The 19,079-nt window shown below is 46.9% G+C and carries 19 protein-coding genes; 16 read left to right on the top strand and 3 right to left on the bottom strand.

Going from position 1 to position 19,079, the window contains the following annotated elements:
* Genes METBU_RS0105380 through METBU_RS0105350 form a run of 7 tightly spaced genes read left to right on the top strand, consistent with a single transcriptional unit; the run spans nt 1 to nt 7,417 of the window.
* Nucleotides 1-1,362, top strand: coding sequence for a V-type ATP synthase subunit B (locus tag METBU_RS0105380; protein WP_017839652.1), 1,362 nt, complete (start codon nt 1-3; stop codon nt 1,360-1,362).
* The gene (locus tag METBU_RS0105375; protein WP_017839651.1) at nt 1,343-1,945 is read left to right on the top strand and encodes a V-type ATP synthase subunit D; all 603 of its coding nucleotides are present in this window, start codon (nt 1,343-1,345) and stop codon (nt 1,943-1,945) included. The genes METBU_RS0105380 and METBU_RS0105375 overlap by 20 nt, the downstream gene beginning before the upstream one ends.
* Complete coding sequence (locus METBU_RS0105370) at nt 1,946-3,742, top strand: V-type ATP synthase subunit I (RefSeq protein WP_017839650.1); 1,797 nt, start codon at nt 1,946-1,948, stop codon at nt 3,740-3,742.
* Nucleotides 3,742-4,191, top strand: a complete 450-nt coding sequence (locus METBU_RS0105365) for an ATP synthase subunit C (protein ID WP_014148134.1) — start codon at nt 3,742-3,744, stop codon at nt 4,189-4,191. The genes METBU_RS0105370 and METBU_RS0105365 overlap by 1 nt, the downstream gene beginning before the upstream one ends.
* Before the next feature lie 11 nt (nt 4,192-4,202).
* Nucleotides 4,203-4,892, top strand: a complete 690-nt coding sequence (locus METBU_RS0105360) for a V-type ATP synthase subunit A (RefSeq protein WP_014148135.1) — start codon at nt 4,203-4,205, stop codon at nt 4,890-4,892.
* Nucleotides 4,889-5,575, top strand: a complete 687-nt coding sequence (locus METBU_RS0105355) for a DUF2764 family protein (protein ID WP_017839649.1) — start codon at nt 4,889-4,891, stop codon at nt 5,573-5,575. Before METBU_RS0105360 ends, METBU_RS0105355 begins: the two co-directional genes overlap by 4 nt.
* A 9-nt stretch (nt 5,576-5,584) precedes the next feature.
* Entirely contained in the window at nt 5,585-7,417 is a 1,833-nt protein-coding gene (locus METBU_RS0105350; protein WP_017839648.1) for a V-type ATP synthase subunit A, read from the top strand.
* Nucleotides 7,418-8,012: 595 nt separating this feature from the next.
* Here the strand turns inward: METBU_RS0105350 and METBU_RS0105345 are convergent.
* Complete coding sequence (locus tag METBU_RS0105345; RefSeq protein WP_235726383.1) at nt 8,013-9,755, bottom strand: methyl-accepting chemotaxis protein; 1,743 nt, start codon at nt 9,753-9,755, stop codon at nt 8,013-8,015.
* Nucleotides 9,756-10,524: 769 nt separating this feature from the next.
* On the opposite strand from METBU_RS0105345, the gene METBU_RS0105335 reads away from it, so the two are divergent.
* The 6 genes from METBU_RS0105335 to rplI all read left to right on the top strand — a co-directional run bounded on the left by METBU_RS0105335 (nt 10,525) and on the right by rplI (nt 14,968).
* Nucleotides 10,525-11,007, top strand: coding sequence for a low molecular weight protein-tyrosine-phosphatase (locus METBU_RS0105335; RefSeq protein WP_026130047.1), 483 nt, complete (start codon nt 10,525-10,527; stop codon nt 11,005-11,007).
* 724 nt (nt 11,008-11,731) lie between these two features.
* On the top strand, nt 11,732-12,454 hold the full coding sequence (locus tag METBU_RS0105325; RefSeq protein WP_017839643.1) for a dienelactone hydrolase family protein: 723 nt from the start codon (nt 11,732-11,734) through the stop codon (nt 12,452-12,454).
* Between the two features lie 404 nt (nt 12,455-12,858).
* Nucleotides 12,859-13,296: a 30S ribosomal protein S6 gene (gene rpsF / locus METBU_RS0105315; protein WP_017839641.1), complete on the top strand. Its 438-nt coding sequence runs from the start codon at nt 12,859-12,861 to the stop codon at nt 13,294-13,296.
* A 24-nt stretch (nt 13,297-13,320) separates the two neighbouring features.
* Nucleotides 13,321-13,548: a 30S ribosomal protein S18 gene (rpsR, locus tag METBU_RS0105310; protein WP_014148142.1), complete on the top strand. Its 228-nt coding sequence runs from the start codon at nt 13,321-13,323 to the stop codon at nt 13,546-13,548.
* A gap of 16 nt (nt 13,549-13,564) precedes the next feature.
* Nucleotides 13,565-14,464, top strand: coding sequence for a DUF2232 domain-containing protein (locus tag METBU_RS0105305; RefSeq protein ID WP_026130046.1), 900 nt, complete (start codon nt 13,565-13,567; stop codon nt 14,462-14,464).
* 57 nt (nt 14,465-14,521) lie between these two features.
* Entirely contained in the window at nt 14,522-14,968 is a 447-nt protein-coding gene (gene rplI / locus METBU_RS0105300; RefSeq protein ID WP_017839639.1) for a 50S ribosomal protein L9, read from the top strand.
* Nucleotides 14,969-15,050: 82 nt separating this feature from the next.
* On the opposite strand, the gene METBU_RS0105295 is transcribed toward rplI, so the two are convergent.
* Complete coding sequence (locus tag METBU_RS0105295) at nt 15,051-15,269, bottom strand: hypothetical protein (protein ID WP_026130045.1); 219 nt, start codon at nt 15,267-15,269, stop codon at nt 15,051-15,053.
* A 636-nt stretch (nt 15,270-15,905) separates the two neighbouring features.
* Here METBU_RS0105295 and METBU_RS0105285 point away from each other — a divergent pair.
* Nucleotides 15,906-16,397 carry a C40 family peptidase gene (locus METBU_RS0105285; RefSeq protein ID WP_040575495.1) on the top strand — a complete coding sequence of 164 codons (492 nt, stop codon included), beginning with the start codon at nt 15,906-15,908 and terminating at the stop codon, nt 16,395-16,397.
* On the opposite strand, the gene chrA is transcribed toward METBU_RS0105285, so the two are convergent.
* Nucleotides 16,387-17,709, bottom strand: a complete 1,323-nt coding sequence (chrA, locus tag METBU_RS0105280; protein ID WP_017839634.1) for a chromate efflux transporter — start codon at nt 17,707-17,709, stop codon at nt 16,387-16,389. The two genes, METBU_RS0105285 and chrA, sit on opposite strands and share 11 nt — an antisense overlap.
* Nucleotides 17,710-18,133: 424 nt before the next feature.
* Between chrA and METBU_RS0105275 the strand changes: the two genes are divergently transcribed.
* Both METBU_RS0105275 and METBU_RS0105270 read left to right on the top strand, forming a co-directional pair.
* Nucleotides 18,134-18,472: an STAS domain-containing protein gene (locus tag METBU_RS0105275; RefSeq protein ID WP_017839633.1), complete on the top strand. Its 339-nt coding sequence runs from the start codon at nt 18,134-18,136 to the stop codon at nt 18,470-18,472.
* An 8-nt stretch (nt 18,473-18,480) separates the two neighbouring features.
* The gene (locus METBU_RS0105270) at nt 18,481-18,906 is read left to right on the top strand and encodes an ATP-binding protein (RefSeq protein ID WP_017839632.1); all 426 of its coding nucleotides are present in this window, start codon (nt 18,481-18,483) and stop codon (nt 18,904-18,906) included.
* The last annotated feature ends 173 nt before the right edge of the window (nt 18,907-19,079 follow it).

The following is a 19,079-nucleotide window of genomic DNA, read 5'->3' as shown; positions in this document are numbered from 1 at the left end:
ATGATCGAACATATGGTCAGACATTACAATATTTTGTCCATTGTCGGTAATATCATTACTGTGAAAGTTGACAATACCTTCGCAAACCAAGAAATCACAACCCGGTTCGGGGATTTAGCCGAAGTCGAAGACGGCAACGGCAGCGAATCTTTGGCACAAGTTATCAAAATCGACGGTAGCAAGGTGGCTTTGCAGGTTTTCTCGGGAACTCGGGGCATTTCGACTGCGGCGTCGGTGCGTTTTTTAGGTCATTCGATGCGAGTGACTTATTCTGCGAATATTCTTGGCCGGATTTTTAATGGTACGGGGGAGCCGATGGACGGTGGTTCGACGCTTAAGCCCGACCCGAAAGTGACGATTAACGGTGCATCGGTGAACCCGATGAAACGAGTTTTAGCTTCGAAAATGATACGAACGCAAGTGCCGATGATCGACCTGTTCAATTGTCTGGTGGAAAGTCAGAAGATACCGATTTTCTCTATTTCCGGCGAACCGTTTAACGCATTTTTGGCTAGAATCGGCATTCAGGCTGATGCCGATATCGTGGTTTTTGCAGGGCTTGGCCTGATTTTCGATGATTTTCATTATTTTAGATCGCAATTTGAGGAAGCGGGAGTATTTGCGAGGACCGTGATGTTTTGCAATCTGGCTTCCGATCCTATCGTCGAACGGCTATTGGTGCCGGATATGGCATTGGCGGTCGCGGAACGCTTTGCAGTAGAAGAGGGCAAGCGGGTGTTGGTGTTGATGACTGATATGACCGCTTACGCCGATGCAATGAAGGAAGTCGGTATTTCAATGGAGCATGTTCCGTCGAACCGCGGCTATATGGGCGATCTCTATTCGCAGTTGGCGCGCCGATACGAAAAAGCCTGCGATTATAAAGGTGCCGGTTCCGTTACGATTTTGTCGGTGACAACGATGCCGGGTAACGATGTGACGCATCCGGTTCCGGACAATACCGGTTATATTACCGAGGGCCAGTTTTATTTGCACGACGGCATGCTCGATCCTTTCGGTTCGTTGTCTAGGTTGAAGCAACATGTCATCGGTAAGGTCACGCGCGAGGATCATGCGCAAATCATGAATACGATGATCCGTTTTTACGCGGGCTCGGTCGACGCCGAACAAAAGCAGGCGATGGCTTTCGATTTGTCCGATTACGATAAAAAATTGCTTCGATTCGGGCAATTATTTAAAAAACGTTTCATGGACATCAATGTCTCTATTTCATTGGAACAGGCCTTGGATTTAGGATGGCAAACCTTGGCCGAATGTTTCGAGGAAAGCGAGTTATTAATGAAACAAGCCTTGATCGATAAATATTTCCCGAAGAAAAGTCATGGCCAGACTCTCGCTTAACAAGGCTTCATTGCATAAGGAAAGCGCCAAACTTAAACGCTACCGGCAATATTTGCCTTCGCTCGATCTCAAACGAAGACAGTTGATGGCCGAGCGGGCCAAAGGCTTGGCGCAGCTCAAAACTACCGAACTGCAAATTGAACAGTGCCGGCAAAAAGTGAGCGAAACATTACCGATGGTGTCCTATCGGGATATTAATTTAAACGATCTGGTTAAAGTCTCGGCGGTCGAAATAGGCGAGGAGAATATTGTCGGTATTACGGTACCGATACTAAGGAAGGTTGACCTAGTGACGATGACCTACTCGCCTTATCTGAAGCCGCACTGGGTCGATGCGTTGGTCGTGCAATTGAAACTTATGCTGGAGTTGAAGTTGCGGCAACAGGTCGACAGGCGTCGATTGACGATTTTGGAAGCGGCGGTCAAAAAAGTGACACAAAAGGTTAATTTGTTCGATAAGGTGTTGATTCCTAAAACGGAGCGCAATATACGCAAAATCCGTATTTATCTGTCCGATGCCGAACGAGCCGATGTTGTTCGGGCAAAAATGACCAAACAACTCCGTATTAAACAAGGTGTCTAAATGGCAATCGTCAAGCTGAAAAAGATTACTTTTTGCGGCATGTTGTCCGATAAGCGTCGGATATTGGAGCAAGTGCAAGCCTTAGGCGGTCTGCACTTGATTCCTTTAGCCGAACCGCCTGGGCAGGAGTTCGGCGCGCCTAAAAATACCGAAGGCGTGGTCGAAGCGCTTAAGTATCTTAATGCCTGCGCGAACAAAAGACATCAAATCAAAGACGCGACGCGTTTCGATCTTGAAAGGATTACCGAGGAAGTTTTGGCCATTAAGGCGAAAGTTCGCGAGTTGACCGATATTTACGACGCCTTGTCGAAACGAATCGATGAGGTTGAACCGTGGGGCGACTTCCAGTTACCGGAAACCGCGCAATTGGCCGGTTACCGATTATGGTTTTACATTATTCCCAAAAGAATGATGAAAAAGCTCGAGGACTGCGACTGGGTTTGGCAGACGGTTTATCAGAATAATTTATATTGCTATGTCGTCGTCGTTGCCGAATCCGAGCCGCCCGAAAACAGCATGCCGGTGGTAAGAACTCATACCGGCTCGATACCGCTTTCGACATTGAAAACTCAGCGAAGCCAGGTCGAATTGACGCTCGAGGATTTACAGGCCGAACGAGAGTCCTTGACTCGCTGGATTACCTTGATGACGGTGCATTTCAGTGAGGCGCTGGATCAGGCCGATTTGGCCAAGGCGCAAACAATTACACGCGACGAGGCCGGCGTGTTCGCCTTGCAAGGCTGGTTGCCGGAAGCACATACCGAAAAATTTCTTCGTTTTGCCGAACATCATGGTTTGGCCGTATTGGTCGAAGACCCGGATCCCGGCGACAATCCTCCGACCTTGCTCGATAATCCTCGGCAACTGGCCGGCGGCGAAGATATCGTCAATTTTTATCAAACGCCGAATTATTACGGTTGGGATCCGTCTATTGTCGTGTTTTTTTCATTTAGCGTTTTTTTTGCGATGATTCTGTCCGACGCAGGTTATGCCGCGGTTTTCGGGTTAATACTGATGTTCAAATGGCGCAGTCTCGGGCAGAGCATCAAGGATCGGAGACTTAGAGTCCTGGCTGCTAACACCGTGTTTGTTTCGCTTGTTTGGGGAGTTTTATCGGGCGGTTATTTCGGCTACAGTCCATCCGAAGAAAGATTTATTTCTGCATTAAAGATTATCGATATTAACGATTTCGACGGGATGATGCGCTTGTCGATCGCGGTCGGCGTCGGGCATATTGCCTTGGCCAATGCGATTCGAGCCTATCGCCGATACCCTTCCTTAACGGCATTGGCCTCTATCGGCTGGCTGTTGGCAGTAGTCGGCGGTTTTTGTTTTTGGCTTTCGGCGACAACGGATAATGACGGGTTGCGTCAAGTAGGCATTATTTTGCCGGCTACGGGCGGCGTTTTGTTGTTGCTGTTCAGCAGCGAACGAGGTTTAAAACGCTGGAGCGACTTGTTTTGGCGTTTGCTGGACGGTGTCAAGAGCTTGATCGGCATTACTCAATTATTCGGTGATGTGCTCAGTTATATGCGTCTATTCGCATTGGGTTTGGCTAGCGCATCGTTGGCGCTGACTTTTAATCAATTGGCGGTGCAGGTTTATCATGCCTTACCCGGTCCCGGGTTGTTGTTCAGTATTTTGATCTTAATCGTCGGTCATGTCTTGAATCTGATGTTATGTTTGATGAGTGGCTTGGTACATGGTTTACGTTTGAATTTTATCGAATTTTATAACTGGAGCGTTTCCGATGAAGGTTATCCCTTTAAAGCATTTTCCAAAAAAGGAGTCCGTTGATGGCTGAGGTATTAGTGATTTTAGGATGGATCGGTTTATATGCGCCGATGGCCTTGGGTGCGATCGGCAGCATTATTGGTTGTGCGGTTGCAGGCCAAGCCGCGATCGGCGCGATGCTCGATACCGAAACCGGGCACGGTCGCTATGTCGGGGTTTCGGCGATGCCGTCTTCTCAGGTGATTTATGGCATTGTCGTGATGTTTACGCTGAATCGGCCGATTACCGAAGCGAATGCTTCCGGTATTTTTGCCGTTGGCGTCTTGGCCGGATTCGCACTGATGTTCAGTGCGATTTATCAAGGGCAATGCTGCGCCTCGGCGATTCATGCCTCGAAGGCCAAACCCGAGATTTTCGGCTTATCGGTAGCCCCCGCCGCGATCGTCGAAGGCTTTGCCGTCTTTGCATTTATTTTCGCCCTAGTAATTAGCGGCGGAATTCCTCAATCTTAAGAGTCGAGAGTATGAAAGCGGAAAAAGCGGAAGTTGCATCGAGCGGCGTCGAGAAATTGATCGAGCGCTTGAGAGAGGAAGCGATTAATGCCGGACAAGCTAAAGCCGAGGATATCGTCCTTAACGCACAAAAACGAGCCGCTTGGATTGTCGAGGAAGCCGAGCAAGAGGCGCAATTATTGCTTGAAAAAGCACGAGCCGAAGCCGAAGCGCTTAAATCTTCCGGTGTCGATGCGTTGCGCTTGGCGGGGCGGGATGCGTTACTTAAATTACGCGATACATTGCTCGGTAGCTTTAGTCAGGAAGTCATGCGCGTGGTCGGTAAACAAATGGCCAAATCCGAATTTATCGAGCAATTGATACTGGCATTGGCGGGCCGAGTCCGAGAAAAAACCGGGCTCGATCAAAATTCTAAAATCATTTTTCAATTACCCGAGGATATCGTCGGCGTCGAGGATTTGCGAAGAAACCCGGAGGAGCTTAAGCAAGGAGCCTTATCGCATCTGACCGCCGCGATCGCATCGGATTTGTTGCGCGATGGCGTATCCTTTGAAGTTTCGGATCAAATCAAATCGGGTATCGTAATCAAGCTTGAAGAGAACAACATGGTCATCGATTTTACCGATGAAGCCGTTGCCACTTTGTTTTTGGAGCATTTACAACCGCGTTTTAGAGCGCTCTTGCAAGGCATCGTCAAGTGAGCGGCGAAAATTATAAATATACGCTTTTACTTAGCAGCCTTCCTGTCCATCCGACGGAACTATTCGAGACCCGTCAGCCGCCGATTTCGCGCATTCAGTTGGATAAGCGTTTGGCCTTGCTAGATAACGAAGATGCCGACGATTTGGCAAGAATTGAAGCCTTGCTGCATTGGTCGAAAATGAAAGAACTCGATGACGAAGCCGTCGTTAAACAAGGGATGGTCATGTGGCGTGCAATCAGGAACCCGTTTCTAAAAGATATCGTCATGTGGCGTTTGGAATTAAGGACTATTTTGACGGCGCTCAGAAGAAGGCGCGACGGCGAGAGTTTAACCTTGGGCGCGCCTTTTGACGGTTTTGGCGAGCGTTTACGCTTTATCAAAAAACATTGGCGTGAATCGGCTTTCGGAATGGATGCCTTATTGCCTTGGGTTAGACAAGCCAGCGAATTGATTGAACAAGATCGGCCGCTGGAGTTGGAAAGACTGATTCTCGAGTTGATTTGGCGGCATTATCAGAGAGTCGGGCAGGGGCATTACTTCGATTTTCCCGCAGTCGTCATTTATGTATTGAAATGGGATGTCATTAACCGTTGGACCCATTACGACAAAGAGCAGGCCGTTTTACGATTTGACGAATTAGTCTCGGCCGGATTAGACGGCGTTTCGATTGAATTTGGATAAATTTCTACGATGAATGAAAGCACATTGACAACGGGTTTGGATCAGGCTTCGGCGAGAGTCGTCTCTGTTCAGGACGATATTGTATCGATCGAATCGGTTGCTGACACGCCGCTGACGAAGAATGAAGTCATTTACATTTTGCCGAGCCGAAGCGAAGCTAAACATAAAGAGCGGCTTAAAGCAGAAATATTGCGTATTTACGGCAATCGTGCCGATGCGCAAGTTTATGAAAACACAACAGGAGTCGGTGTTGGCGATCCGGTTGTGTTGACCAGCGAATTACTGTCGGTCGAACTTGGGCCCGGGCTTTTGGGACAAGTCTATGACGGCTTGCAAAATCCCCTCGATTTATTGGCGACCGAATACGGCTATTTTTTGCCTCGTGGAGTCGATTTGCCTGCGTTGGATCAAAATACCAAGTGGGCATTCACACCGTGCGTACAAGCCGGTGCAAAACTCTATGCCGGTTGTGCGATCGGGGCCGTTCAGGAGCGCCGATTCAGTCATAAGATCATGGTGCCGTTCGACATCAATGGCGAGATCGAGGTGACTTGGATTCAGGAAGGTAATGTTACGGTCGATGAGGCCGTCGCAAAAATCAAACTGGCCAACGACAAAGAGCGAATCATTACGCTCAAACAGCGATGGCCGATTCGCTTGCCGTTATCGCAACAATTGCTGCGCAATAATGTGGTGCAACGCCAATATCCATCTGACCCCTTAATAACGCATTTACGTTTGATCGATACTTTTTTTCCGATTGCCAGAGGCGGCACCGGCTGTATCCCCGGGCCTTTCGGCGCAGGTAAGACGGTTTTACAGAGTTTGATATCGAGAAATTCGGAGGTTGACATTGTCATCGTGGTCGCTTGCGGGGAGCGAGCCGGCGAGGTCGTCGAGACCATCACCGAATTTCCGATGACCATCGATCCGAAGACCGGCGGATCGTTGATGGACCGCACGATCATTATCTGTAACACTTCGTCGATGCCGGTTGCGGCCAGGGAGGCGTCGATCTACACGGGAATCACGCTCGGTGAATATTATCGGCAAATGGGTTTGAATGTGCTGTTGCTGGCCGACTCGACGTCTCGTTGGGCGCAGGCGATGCGCGAAACGTCGGCGCGGCTCGAGGAGATTCCGGGCGAAGAGGCTTTTCCGGCCTATTTAGACTCGGCGATCAAAAATATTTATGAGCGAGCCGGCGTAATAAAAAACCGTGACGGAGGAACCGGAAGTCTGACGATGATCGGAACCGTTTCGCCGGCCGGCGGTAATTTCGAGGAACCGGTTACGCAATCGACCTTGAGCACGGTCAAGACTTTTTTAGGACTGAGTGCCGACCGGGCCTATAAACGTTTTTATCCGGCTGTCGATCCGTTGCTATCCTGGTCTCGTTATTTAGAGCAGCTTAGGTCTTGGTATGATCGTGAGCTTATTTCAGGGTGGACTGAACGCGTATCCAAAGTTTTAGACTTGCTTGTTCGGGGCGACAGTGTCTATCAAATGATACAAGTCGCCGGCGAGGAAGGCGTGACTTTGGACGATTTTGTGCTGTATCAGCAAGCCTTGTTCGTCGATATGATCTATCTGCAACAGGATGCTTTCGACGCTGTTGACGTGTCGGTTCCGCTTGAGCGGCAAAAAGAAATATTTATGCTGATTATCAAGTTGGTCGATGCGGAGTATCGCTTTACCGACCAAAACCATGTGCGGGATTATTTTACTCGTCTGACCGGACACTTCAAAAATCTAAATTATGCGGTTTGGCGTTCAGCCGAATATAACGATTTACTCGCTAAAATAGAGAGTTTGTATAAATCGGTCGATAATCCGGGTTAACTTAGACGAGTCTGCGATATTTATGTATAGGGTAGTCAGGTTCGGTTGCTCGATTGATAGGTGTCGACGGTAGGGCGGATTTTGCTCCTCGGCAATTGCTCTTGCATTGTCCTGCTACACGCTATTCTTGGCTATACTCATCGTGGATTAAAATTCGGCACCGGGGCCCGGCAAAGGACGCCGTGAATACGTCCATGTAGGCTCTATGCCAGCATCCATGCTGGCAAAGCCTTTGCCAGGCACTCCGGTGCCTCCTTAGGCACTGCCGAAATTTGAAGTACGAAAGGTATATGCAAAATTTGCATTCAACCCAGCGATTCCCTGTTTGAGCAGTTTCGCCGATTTTAGGGTGTGGGGTATGCCTGTCGAGGAACGCCGTAAACCCATCCATGGGGGCTTGGCGGCAGCTCGAACGCCAAGGATGGCGTGAATGCAGATTTTGCATGGAGCAAAAATCTGCCCTGCTGCCGACATCCTCGCCAAGCATACCCCACACCCTTTTTGATCTCCAAATTGGGAATTGCTGGTAAATATGTCCATGGCTTGACGGAGGCTATCCCTGCCACCGAAACCTGTCTAGGGTATTGCTGGCCTCCTATGTTTTAAATTGGCCAACCATTTCTTTCAATTGGCTGGCCAAGGTCAACAATTCTCGGCATGCGGTTGTTGTATTTCTAGCGCCGATCGATGTTTCGTTGGAAACGGAACTGATGTTGCTAATGTTGCGGTTGATTTCCTCGGCAACCATGCTTTGTTGTTCGGCGGCGTTTGCGATTAGATTGTTCATGTCGTTGATCGTATCGATTTTGTCGCTAATGCTGGCGATTGCTTCGCCGGCCGATGCGGCTTGCTCGACACTGGTCGTGGCTTGTTTTTTTCCGTTTTCCATAACTTTGACTGCTTGTTCCGCACGTGCTTGTAAGCGTTCTATCGTTTTTTGGATTTCCAGCGTTGAATTTTGCGTGCGGCTGGCAAGCGTTCTGACTTCATCGGCGACAACCGCGAAGCCACGACCTTGTTCTCCGGCTCTGGCTGCTTCGATTGCGGCATTCAATGCCAGAAGGTTGGTTTGCTCGGCGATACCTTGAATGACGCCCAGTACTTCGCCGATGCTATTACTATCCGATTGAAGTTCATGAATGACATGCGCGGCATTTTCCACTTCGGATGCCAATCGGTTAATGTCTGCAACGGCGGCCGTCACAACATTTTTGCCTGTCAGCGCTTCGGCGTCTGCTTTTGATGCGGCCTCTGAAGCTTTAACCGCATTGCGGGCGACTTCTTGAACGGTGGCTGTCATCTCTTCCATTGCCGTGGCTACTTGTGTGGTTTCGGATTGCTGCCTATCGACACCATGTTCGGTTTCCTCGGAAATATGGGCAAGGCGTTGCGAGGCTTGAGTCAGTTGCTCGCTGGTCGTGCTGATATGGTCGACAGTCTTGGCTATTTTTTTTACGAAATTGTTGAAGCTATGCGCAACCCAAGCAAATTCGGTCTTTCCTTCGGTTTTCAGCCTGGCTCTGAGATCGCCTTCTCCACTGGCAATATCTTGTAATTTTAGTGCCAGATCGGTTAACGGTGCAATGATGATGCGGTTCATCGAAATATAACCGGCAGCACCTATTACGATCAACGTGATAACCGTAAAGCCTATTGCGTACAGAACATGGGTTCTTAGTTGTTCATTGACTCGGTTCAACGGGGTGATGATTTCAAAAGCGCCATGAAGGTCGCCGGCGCGTTTGTTTTCCATTCGATAACCAAGAATATCGCTTCCTGTGTAATTACCCCATAGTTCGCTAGATGTAGCCGGATCGCCATGGCAGAGTTCGCATTGCTTGGCCAGTCTTACCGGTCTAAAGTAACGGATTTCTTGGGTTTCTTCATCAATGTAGGAATATTCGGTGGACTGGGGATTATTTTGAAAAAACTGAAGGGCTTTTTGTTCCAGCGCATCAGCTTCGTTAGCAGGATTTCTCGCGCCGACTCGAGGTGCTTTGAATCGGAAGTTCCCTTCTTTAGCTTTGGCTTCGGCGACATCCATTGCATTCATGACCGGGACCGTCGCCAATATTTTTGCTCTTCGTGCCGGATTGATGCTGTCGCCGGCCATTATTTTTACAAGCTCGACAGAAAAAATACCGCTTTCCCATTTTTGATTGGTGTTTTCCCTAACCGACTCGGAAACCAGCAGCAGGTTCTTGGCATTTTGAATTTCGGATTCGATTAGTTTTTGTTTTTCCGATACGCCGTAAGTTATCAATAAGCCGCAAGCTATAATTGCCAGTCCCGTAAGGGTGATAGCCACTACTTTAACGCCAACAGAATTCCAATTCATCATTATCATATTTGTTCTCCGGCATATCCTGAGTGAATATTATATGCGATATGCATTGTCAATTGGCCGTACAGCTCAAGTCTGGTTACGGATATAGTTGTTAAAAAGTAAATGTTTGGCTTTGGTTAATCGTTAATCAATTCATAAATATTTCGAGTCCCTGCGTATTAACCTGAATTCGGCAGTTTAACCATCAAGCTCATGAAGTATTTCAAGATATTAGGTAAACATTCTCACTAATCTATTGGATTAACGAGAGTTCTATGCATATGCATAGCTATTGAATTAACCTCTTATTCTTCATGGTGAAATGCTTTTTTCGGATTAATGAGGCGAAGCTGCGTTCTAAGTCTGTACCCAAATAGATCCAAAATTAATTACGTGCTGATTGCAAATCCAATCGCCGGAAACGGCCGGAATGGCTTTTTTTTGCACTGAGCAAAATGACCTAACACCCCTGCGAATCCTTAAGCCCTACCAAAATTTGAAGTACGAAAAGGGATGTTTCGTTTCCATCGCTTAGTCGAGCAATCAGCAGGTTATTTCGTTAATTAGGATAGCTTATAAATCGGCAGATGAGTATTTTACTTTAATTGTATAAGGTTATATCCCTAAAAAAAGCGAAGTTATGAATTAAATCATAAAAATAACCTGTATCATCAGGCGCGTAAACGCAAATTTGAATTTACTCCATAGATTCAATCCTTCAATTGCGATTAAGCTGATGTAAACTATCGGTCGTTTTTTAATCAAAATCGATCGAACAGCTATGAAAAAAATCAAAGTTCTTTTTGTTTGCATGGGGAATATTTGCCGTTCCCCGACCGCCGAAGGAGTCTTTACTAAGCTAATTGAAGAGGAGGGGCTTAGTCATTTATTTGAAATTGATTCAGCCGGAACGCATGCCTATCATGTTGGCGAACAGCCTGATTTACGGGCTCAAAAAGCCGCAAGAGAACGCGGTATAGAATTGCGACATTTGCAAGCAAGAAAGGTTATTTATGCCGATTTTGAGGGCTATGATTATTTGCTGGTGATGGATGACGACAATTATTCGATTCTGCTCGAAGCTTGTCCCGAAAATCACCGGGGTAAGATAAGTTATTTGTTGGATCATGCGCCGCATCTCGCTACACGCGAGGTGCCGGATCCATACTATGGAGGCCGGTACGGTTTTGAGCGCGTGTTGGATCTAGTTGAGGAAGCCGCAGTGGGTTTTTTGAATATGTTAAAAGAGCAAGGGAAGGTATGACGTGGAAAGTTTAAAAGCCGCGTTGTGCTGTATCAGGTCGGCTAAAGAATTGAGAAGGTTAGGCGATAAGTGAGCAATTCGTCGAAATAAATAAGGCATAAATATCTTTTTTGCTAATCGAATTTGGGCTCAAAGATTTGTTATACCCGTCGTAGATCAAAATTCGGCGTCTGGGTGTCCGCTAAAGGACGCCGTGAATACGTCCGTATAGGCTCTATGCCAGCTCCATGCTGGCAAAGCCTTTATGAGCGCCATGGATGGCGTGAATGTCGATTTTGCAGGAGCGAAAATCGACCGGACACCCAGGCGCCTCCTCTGGCACTGCCGAAATTTGAAGTGCGAAAGGTATAAAAGGATGCCGTGAATGCTCCCGCGAGTCGTCGCTGGTTTAGGCTTGGCGCGGAGTCGACAAAGACTTTGTCGAGCCCTAGCGCCTCCTCCTTGGCAGCAATTCCCAGTTTGAGCAGTTTCGCCGAGTTTAGGATGTGGGGTATGCCAGTCGAGGAACGCCGTAAACCCATCCATGGGGGGGGGCTTGGCGGCAGCTCGAACGGCAAGCTTGGGCATTGCCGAAACTTGAAGTGCAAAAGGTATATAATGATTGGAAATGATTTTGCATTGAGCAAAAATCCACCGAATATTCGGGTTTTTCCCTACAGTCGGTGCCGACATGTATGTGTTAAAAGTATAATCTATAAAAATTCCAATAAACGAGGAGAGAATTATGGCAATTGTGTCGAATACTGTCGACTACCTGGATGGTGATGCGGTTTTAGAAGGTTTTTTTGCCTATGACGATGCATTAGATGGGCGGAGGCCTGCCGTGTTGATTAGTCATGCTTGGGGTGGGCGAGACGAATTTGTTGCCGATAAGGCAAAAAAGCTTGCAGAGTTGGGATATGTCGGTTTCGCATTGGATATTTACGGTAAAGGCAAACGAGGGAACAGTATCGAGGAAAACTCTCAATTGATGCAGCCATTTATGGATGATCGCGCGATGTTGCAAAGGCGCATTGCTGCAGCATTATCGGCGGTTAAATTATTGCCTTGGGTCGACGATCAAATGATTGCGGCGATCGGTTTTTGCTTCGGTGGTCTGTGTGTGCTCGATTTGGCTAGAACCGGTGCCGATCTAAAAGGCGTGGCCAGTTTTCACGGCTTGCTGATTCCGCCGGGTAATCTGGTTGCTACTGATATTAAAGCTAAAGTATTGGTGATGCACGGTAATGACGATCCGATGGCGCCGGTCGACCATGTCGTGGCGCTGGAAAAAGAGTTGACCGATGCAGGTGCTGATTGGCAAATACATGTTTACGGTAATACCGTGCATGCGTTTACAAATCCGCTGGCTAACGATCCTGGTTTCGGAACCGTCTATAACTCTCTTGCCGACAATCGTTCTTGGAAAAGTTTGCTTGCGTTTTTGCAAGAAGCTTTCGCGCGATAAGTTATATCTCCCATAGCGCCAATCTGTATTTTGGATTCAACAAATAAGAGAATGTAGTAATTCCCAGTTTGAGCATTTTCGCCGATCTTAGGGTGTGGGGTATGTCTGTCGAGGAACGCTGTAAACCCATCCATGGGGGCTTGACGGCGGCTCGAGCTCCAGGGATGGCGTGAATGCAGATTTGCATGGAGTAAAATCTGCCCTGCTGCCGATATTCTCGCCAAGCACACCCCGCACCCTTTTTGATCCCCAAATTGGGAATTGCTGAAGAGAATGAGCAATCGCTTGCCCAGTATTGGTAAAACATTTATAATCGCCGGTTTTGGCGCATTCCGTGCCATATCCTTGCTTTACCATCTTTCTTAAGACTAGAGATGGAAGGCTTTTTCCCGAAAGGAGTAATCATGCGACATTATGAAATTGTCTTTTTAGTCCATCCCGACCAAAGTGCTCAGGTTGCGGCGATGCTTGATCGTTACAAAGCGACTATTGAAGCTGCGTCCGGCAAAATTCATCGTCTTGAAGATTGGGGTCGTAGGCATTTAGCTTATCCCATCAACAAAATCCATAAAGCTCATTACGTTCTGATGAACATCGAATGCGATCAGCCGACTCTCGAAGAACTGGAAAGTGGTTTTCGTTTTAACGATGCGATTTTGCGTAGCATGACGCTGCTGAGAAAAGAAGCAGTTACCGAGCCTTCTAAAATAGCGACTTCGACAGCGGATGAAAATAAAGCGGCTGAATTGAAAACTAGAGCCGACGCTGATGATTCCGATGCCGACGAAGCTTTAGACTTGGCAGAAGATGATAAGGCCGACGAAACTGTATCCGAAGAATAACCGTTATTGAATCGAGAGAATATTATGGCACGTAACATGAGACGTAAAAAACTAAGCCGCTTTAGTACGGATGGATCAAACGAAATTGATTACAAAGATATCGATACCTTGAGCGAATATATTACCGAAACCGGAAAAATCGTCCCTAGCCGCATCACCGGAACTAGCGCCAAGCATCAAAGACAGTTGTCGACGGCAATTAAGCGCGCGCGTTTTATCGCATTATTGCCGTATTGCGACGCACATAAATAAAATTTAAACCGGGCGTATGAAATTTTTAGCGGAATACATCATGCGAGGGAGGATGCAAGCCATCATGATTGCATCGACCCTAGCTTTAATATCGCTGATCATTCCCCCGGTAAGTATTGTAAGTTCGGCTACCGTTGCTTTGGTGACATTGCGCCGAGGCGCGCATGAAGGGCTATGGGTGCTATTATTTGCCAGTGCCGCAGCTGCTGCATTGGGCCTTTTGGTCTTGGGCGGATATCAATTTGCATTGCTATACGGTTTGGTGATGTGGTCACCGATATGGATTATTTCAATCGTTCTGAGAGAAGGCAGACATTTGTCTCTTGCGGTTGAAATAGCGATATTACTCGGTGCGCTTGGAGTGCTAGGGTTTTATCTTTATCAAGCCTCTCCGTCCGAATTTTGGCGACCGATGCTGGAACAGATGATAAAGCCAATGCTTGAGTCATCGCCGGATGTACCTGTTGACAATATCGAGCAATCGGTTCAGTCCATGGCTCATTATATGACGGGGGTCGTAGCTGCAGGCACTATATTTAGTCTTCTATTCGGGCTTTTTTTAGGCAGATGGTGGCAATCGATGCTCTATAATCCCGGCGGCTTTAGGGCTGAGTATTTGTCCTTGAGTACTCATCCGCGTTTAGCTATAGGCAGCATCATAGTAATAGCAGTTGCGTGGTTCGGTAGCGGCATATTTTCGGAAGTCGCGTGGAATATCACAATTCTATTGTTTGTGCTCTATACCTTCATCGGGGCTGCGGTATTACATTTGATGCTATCAAGGATGAGCTCCGGGCGTTTTTTGGTGCCGATGTTTTACGTCACGTTATTGATAATACCTCATGTCATGTTTCCGGTTGCCGGTATAGGCCTGGCTGATGCGTGGTTGAACTTACGAAATAAATTTTCCAAATAATCCGGCGCCTGACGGCGCAAAATAATTCGGCGATAGCCGAAACAGAGGTATATAACGATGGAAGTGATTCTTCTTGAAAAAATTGCAAACCTAGGCAATCTAGGCGACAAAGTTAGCGTAAGGCCCGGTTACGGCAGAAACTTTTTATTGCCGAAAGGTAAAGCGGTTGTTGCAACAGCTTCAAAAATAGCCGAATTCGAAGCTCGCCGCGCCGAACTAGAACAAGCGGCCGCCGAGAAATTATTAGCAGCTCAAGCGAGAGCGCAAGTATTGAATAATCTGTCGATAACCGTTACGCATAAAGCCGGCGACGAAGGAAAATTGTTCGGTTCCGTCGGTACTCAAAACATTGCCGATGCACTAACTGAAGCCGGTGCTAAGGTTGAAAAGCACGAAGTTCGATTGCCTGAAGGGGCGATTCGTCAAGTCGGCGATTATGAAATCGATATCGACCTGCATTCGGATGTTGTTGCAACCGTTAAGTTGACAGTCGCAGCCGAATAAATCTCAAGTTCGGTCAACCAAGGCAGAAACCTTTCTGCCTTGGTTGATTTTTAATCATTAGTCTTATCCTCCGCTAACCGGTCTAATGCTCCGGTGTCTTAATATCACCATCGTTTTTCGCAAATTGGCAGAAATTAATGAATGAGGCAATGGTTTTTTTTAAGTCTTCCGATGCCGCTTGTTCATCAACAATGCCTGCCACGATCGCATAAGCAACGTTAAAATGAATATCTCCGTAGTTATATTTTCTATAGAGAGATTTTGACGCGCCTGTTTCATGCCGATGCACGCGATGACTCAATTCGATACTGCTAATCGAACCATTACGCCATTCAGCAAAACTTTTATCCAGTTTTTTGAGCTCAAGAGCAAGTTCATGTTCATAGGCTTGCGCGGCTAATTCTCGTAACTCGCGTTTAACCTTCTTTAGAATAATTGTTGATCATAGCCTTTAGAAATCTTGATGTTAATAATGTGCCACTGAATCCCTCCGAATTCCGTTCGTCTTGAGCGCAATCGAAAGCCTTCAATCGCTGAAAATCTTGGAAACGGAGCGTTAGCGAAGTGAAGATTTTTAGTCCCCGATAGCCGTAGCGCCGGGTGTTTTGCCGGAGTCTGCGCGAATAGCGCAGGCGGAGGCAAAATACAAGGCATCGCGACACGGCGTAAAGCCATTTGTGGGAGTGCTACGGAGCCGCATCGAGTATACGATGATGTGGCGTAGTGGCACGGACGCAGGGCGAATCGGGGCCGCCGAAGGCAATAATCGCCAAGTCATTTTTCGCTGCTGAAATCGGACGGACCCCATTTCAGCTTTCGCGAAAAATCTTGGCGCGCTTGACGATTAGCGGATTTTATATTGCAAAATATCTTTTTAAGTTTGCGCTATAATTTACGGAAATATAATGATTTTGTTGTGATCAGTATGAGTTTGCCTATGCGTTTTTTAATCGGTGATTTAAAAATTATTGCTTTAGTTTTTGCACTCGCGCTTTTAACTGCTTGTTCCGGAGGGCAGAAGAGAACTGCTTCAATAAGTTTGTCCGGTTCCGAAGCGGCATTAAAGCAAACGCTCTATGGCCATTACCGCGAATGGGCGTCGATTCCTTATCAATATGGCGGGCTTTCGAAATCCGGTATCGATTGCTCCGGTTTCGTTTATCTGACTTTCGCGAAAAAGTTAGGTGTTCATTTGCCTAGAACATCCGACCGCCAAGCGCAGACTGGGAAGCCTATACCGCAGCAGCAATTGAGAACCGGAGATTTGGTATTTTTTAATACGGGTCCCCAACAGCATCATGTCGGCATCTATATCGAGCAAAGAAGATTCTTGCATGTCTCGACGATCAAAGGAGTCGCGATTTCCAGTTTAGATAATCAATACTGGTCCGATAGATATTGGAAATCGGTGCGTGTGCTCAGTTCGTGATGAGCAACGAATAAAGCAATCCCAGTATCGCGCTTAAGCCGATCACTGTTACCATGCCACGTTTAAATTTAAACAGCAATACGAAAGCGACTGTGCCGGTCAATGCGGAAAATACATCGAAAGGGCCATTGAAGTTTAGCGGCCAAAGAACATGCCAAGCAAAAAATACCGCCAGATTTAAAATTACTCCAACCACGGCGGCAGTAATACCTTTGAGCGGTGCAGTCATTTTTAGGTCGTCGCGAGTGGCTTCGACTAAAGGTCCGCCGATCAATATAAATAAAAACGACGGTAAAAAAGTGAATAACGTTGCGATGCTTGCCGCGGCGATGCCGGACCAAACTAAACTGTTAGTCTCAAACACCGGATGATTCCAACCGCCGACGAATCCGACGAACGCAACGATCATAATCAACGGTCCGGGAGTCGTTTCGCCCAATGCCAAACCATCCATCATTTGCGTTCCGGTGAGCCAAGAGAAGTCCCTGACTCCTCCTTGGTAAACATAAGGCAGCACGGCATAAGCACCCCCAAAGGTCAAAAGCGCGGCTTTGGTAAAAAACCAGGCCATTTGTGCCAATAAGCCGTGCCGACCGAAATTGATCAGTAAAACCATGATCAGGCTTGCCCAAATCCCCAAACCGGTCAAACCGGTTTTATAGATTTTTGACCAATTAAACTTAGCGTGCTCAGGCATGGCCGTATGATCGTCAATAACGGCAGGTCCATAGGATTTTATGGAGCTCGCAGGATGTTCATGCATATGAAATTGATTCGGAAAATAATGCGCGCCGAGCCAACCGAGGATACCTGCGCCGAACACGATCAAGGGAAACGGAATATTCAATGCGAAAATGGCGAAGAAGGAAAGTGCTGCAATCAGTTTAAGATAACGGTTGTTTAACGCTCGGGAGCCGATTCGATAGGCGGCGAAAACGATAATGGCGGTGACAGCCGGTTTAATACCGTAGAGTATGCCGGAAACGGCGGGAACATCGTTGAATACCAGATAACTCCATGTTAAGGCTATTAAAATAAACAGCGAGGGTAGTACGAATAAAACGCCGGCGGCAATACCGCCGCTTACACCATGCATCAACCAACCGATGTATGTGGCTAATTGTTGGGCTTCCGGACCGGGTAGAACCATGCAATAATTCAAGGCATGTAAAAAGCGGTGCTCGGAAATCCATTTTCTTTTTTCGACCAACTCCTGATGCATCATGCTGATCTGGCCGGCCGGACCGCCGAAACTGATAAAACCGAGTTTAAACCAATACCAAAGTGCTTGTTTAAAAGGAATCGTATCCATATTCTTGTTCAATGTGATTGCCGAGGTGAATTGAGTTTCTTGATTTGCAAAGTGCTTCAGATTAGGATGTCGTTATAATAACTTCCTAGAACTATGCGCTTTGTTGAAGGGTCGGTCGCTCGCTTGACAGGCTCCGCACCCTGAATAAGGCAAAATTTCTTAAACTGAGAATTGCTGCCCCGATGCATAATTTTGATCTACGATGAGTATATACCCTTTGCTGGTCAAATTTCGGTGCCGGGGTGTCCGTCAAAGGACGCCGTGAATACGTCCATGTAGGCTCTGTGACAGCATCCCTGCTGTCAAAGCCTTTGCCGAACACCCCGGCACCTCCACGCGTCAATGCCGAAATTTGAAGTGCGATGGGTATAACTACTACAATCGGCCACTTTCGACTACTTTTGATTAATAAATATATAAAGATATGAAATTAACGCAGCAACAATTAGACGGTTTCAATGTGCTTCTCATCAATGAAGAGAGGATCGATGCTCACAATTCGGGCGATTTAAAGGCATTTATTATCGATATGATAGAAGAAAGTGAGCCTAATATCGTCGTACAATTACAACAGGTCAAGTTTATCGATAGTTCGGGTCTGGGTGCGTTGTTGGCGGGATTTAAACATGCGACTGCCAAATCGGGGAAATTGGCTTTGTCGAATTTGCAGCCGCAAGTGATGTCTATGTTTGAATTAACCCGACTGAATCGGGTATTCGAAATTTATAATGATTTGAACGAAGCAACCACCAGCGAATCGTAGGGGCTTTTATGCAAAGTGCGGATATTCAGGTTGATGTAATTATCCCGACACAAACCAAATATCTGGATTTGATCGGTAGCATCGGGGAGCGGATCGGAAGAGAGCTGGACCTTTATTCCGGCGATCGAGATGCCTTGGCTTATCAATTGAACCTTGTGTTAACCGAAGCGACAACAAACGCAATTAAGCATTCCAATTATAAAGGGCCGAAGGACTGTGTCAGAATTACGATTCACATTCAGGAAGACGAGCTCAATATTAAAGTTTTCGATCATGGACAAGGTTTCGATATCGAAGCTGTGCCGATTCCGGATTTCGATAATCCGAAGGAAAACGGCATGGGGATTTATTTTATAAAGACACTGATGGACTCGGTTACTTATACACGAATGGAAGAAGCAAACGTTTTAGAAATTAAAAAAAGCCTACGATAATGATCGCCCCAAATTGTTGATCAAATTTTTGTTTGATGATCATCTCCTTGCTATATAGCCAACCTTTATCACTAAATCTTCATCCTAGAAAAAGCATTTCACCATGAAGATAATGAAGAACAAGAAGTTTATTCAATAGCTTGGTATTCGTTTATATAGAACTTTCGCTCACC

Origin of the sequence: Methylotuvimicrobium buryatense 5G (assembly GCF_000341735.1) — a bacterium.
Taxonomy (GTDB): Bacteria; Pseudomonadota; Gammaproteobacteria; order Methylococcales; family Methylomonadaceae; genus Methylotuvimicrobium; species Methylotuvimicrobium buryatense.
Note: the sequence above shows the minus strand (reverse complement) of the source record. Positions and strands in the feature narration are given on the sequence as shown.

What these genes read in the sequence shown, in the direction of transcription:
- METBU_RS0105380 (WP_017839652.1), top strand. Translation starts at nt 1, where the DNA reads ATGATCGAACATATGGTCAGACATTACAATATTTTGTCCATTGTCGGT.
- METBU_RS0105375 (WP_017839651.1), top strand. Translation starts at nt 1,343, where the DNA reads ATGGCCAGACTCTCGCTTAACAAGGCTTCATTGCATAAGGAAAGCGCC.
- METBU_RS0105370 (WP_017839650.1), top strand. Translation starts at nt 1,946, where the DNA reads ATGGCAATCGTCAAGCTGAAAAAGATTACTTTTTGCGGCATGTTGTCC.
- METBU_RS0105365 (WP_014148134.1), top strand. Translation starts at nt 3,742, where the DNA reads ATGGCTGAGGTATTAGTGATTTTAGGATGGATCGGTTTATATGCGCCG.
- METBU_RS0105360 (WP_014148135.1), top strand. Translation starts at nt 4,203, where the DNA reads ATGAAAGCGGAAAAAGCGGAAGTTGCATCGAGCGGCGTCGAGAAATTG.
- METBU_RS0105350 (WP_017839648.1), top strand. Translation starts at nt 5,585, where the DNA reads ATGAATGAAAGCACATTGACAACGGGTTTGGATCAGGCTTCGGCGAGA.
- METBU_RS0105345 (WP_235726383.1), bottom strand. Translation starts at nt 9,755, where the DNA reads ATGAATTGGAATTCTGTTGGCGTTAAAGTAGTGGCTATCACCCTTACG.
- METBU_RS0105335 (WP_026130047.1), top strand. Translation starts at nt 10,525, where the DNA reads ATGAAAAAAATCAAAGTTCTTTTTGTTTGCATGGGGAATATTTGCCGT.
- METBU_RS0105325 (WP_017839643.1), top strand. Translation starts at nt 11,732, where the DNA reads ATGGCAATTGTGTCGAATACTGTCGACTACCTGGATGGTGATGCGGTT.
- rpsF (WP_017839641.1), top strand. Translation starts at nt 12,859, where the DNA reads ATGCGACATTATGAAATTGTCTTTTTAGTCCATCCCGACCAAAGTGCT.
- rpsR (WP_014148142.1), top strand. Translation starts at nt 13,321, where the DNA reads ATGGCACGTAACATGAGACGTAAAAAACTAAGCCGCTTTAGTACGGAT.
- METBU_RS0105305 (WP_026130046.1), top strand. Translation starts at nt 13,565, where the DNA reads ATGAAATTTTTAGCGGAATACATCATGCGAGGGAGGATGCAAGCCATC.
- rplI (WP_017839639.1), top strand. Translation starts at nt 14,522, where the DNA reads ATGGAAGTGATTCTTCTTGAAAAAATTGCAAACCTAGGCAATCTAGGC.
- METBU_RS0105285 (WP_040575495.1), top strand. Translation starts at nt 15,906, where the DNA reads ATGCGTTTTTTAATCGGTGATTTAAAAATTATTGCTTTAGTTTTTGCA.
- chrA (WP_017839634.1), bottom strand. Translation starts at nt 17,709, where the DNA reads ATGGATACGATTCCTTTTAAACAAGCACTTTGGTATTGGTTTAAACTC.
- METBU_RS0105275 (WP_017839633.1), top strand. Translation starts at nt 18,134, where the DNA reads ATGAAATTAACGCAGCAACAATTAGACGGTTTCAATGTGCTTCTCATC.
- METBU_RS0105270 (WP_017839632.1), top strand. Translation starts at nt 18,481, where the DNA reads ATGCAAAGTGCGGATATTCAGGTTGATGTAATTATCCCGACACAAACC.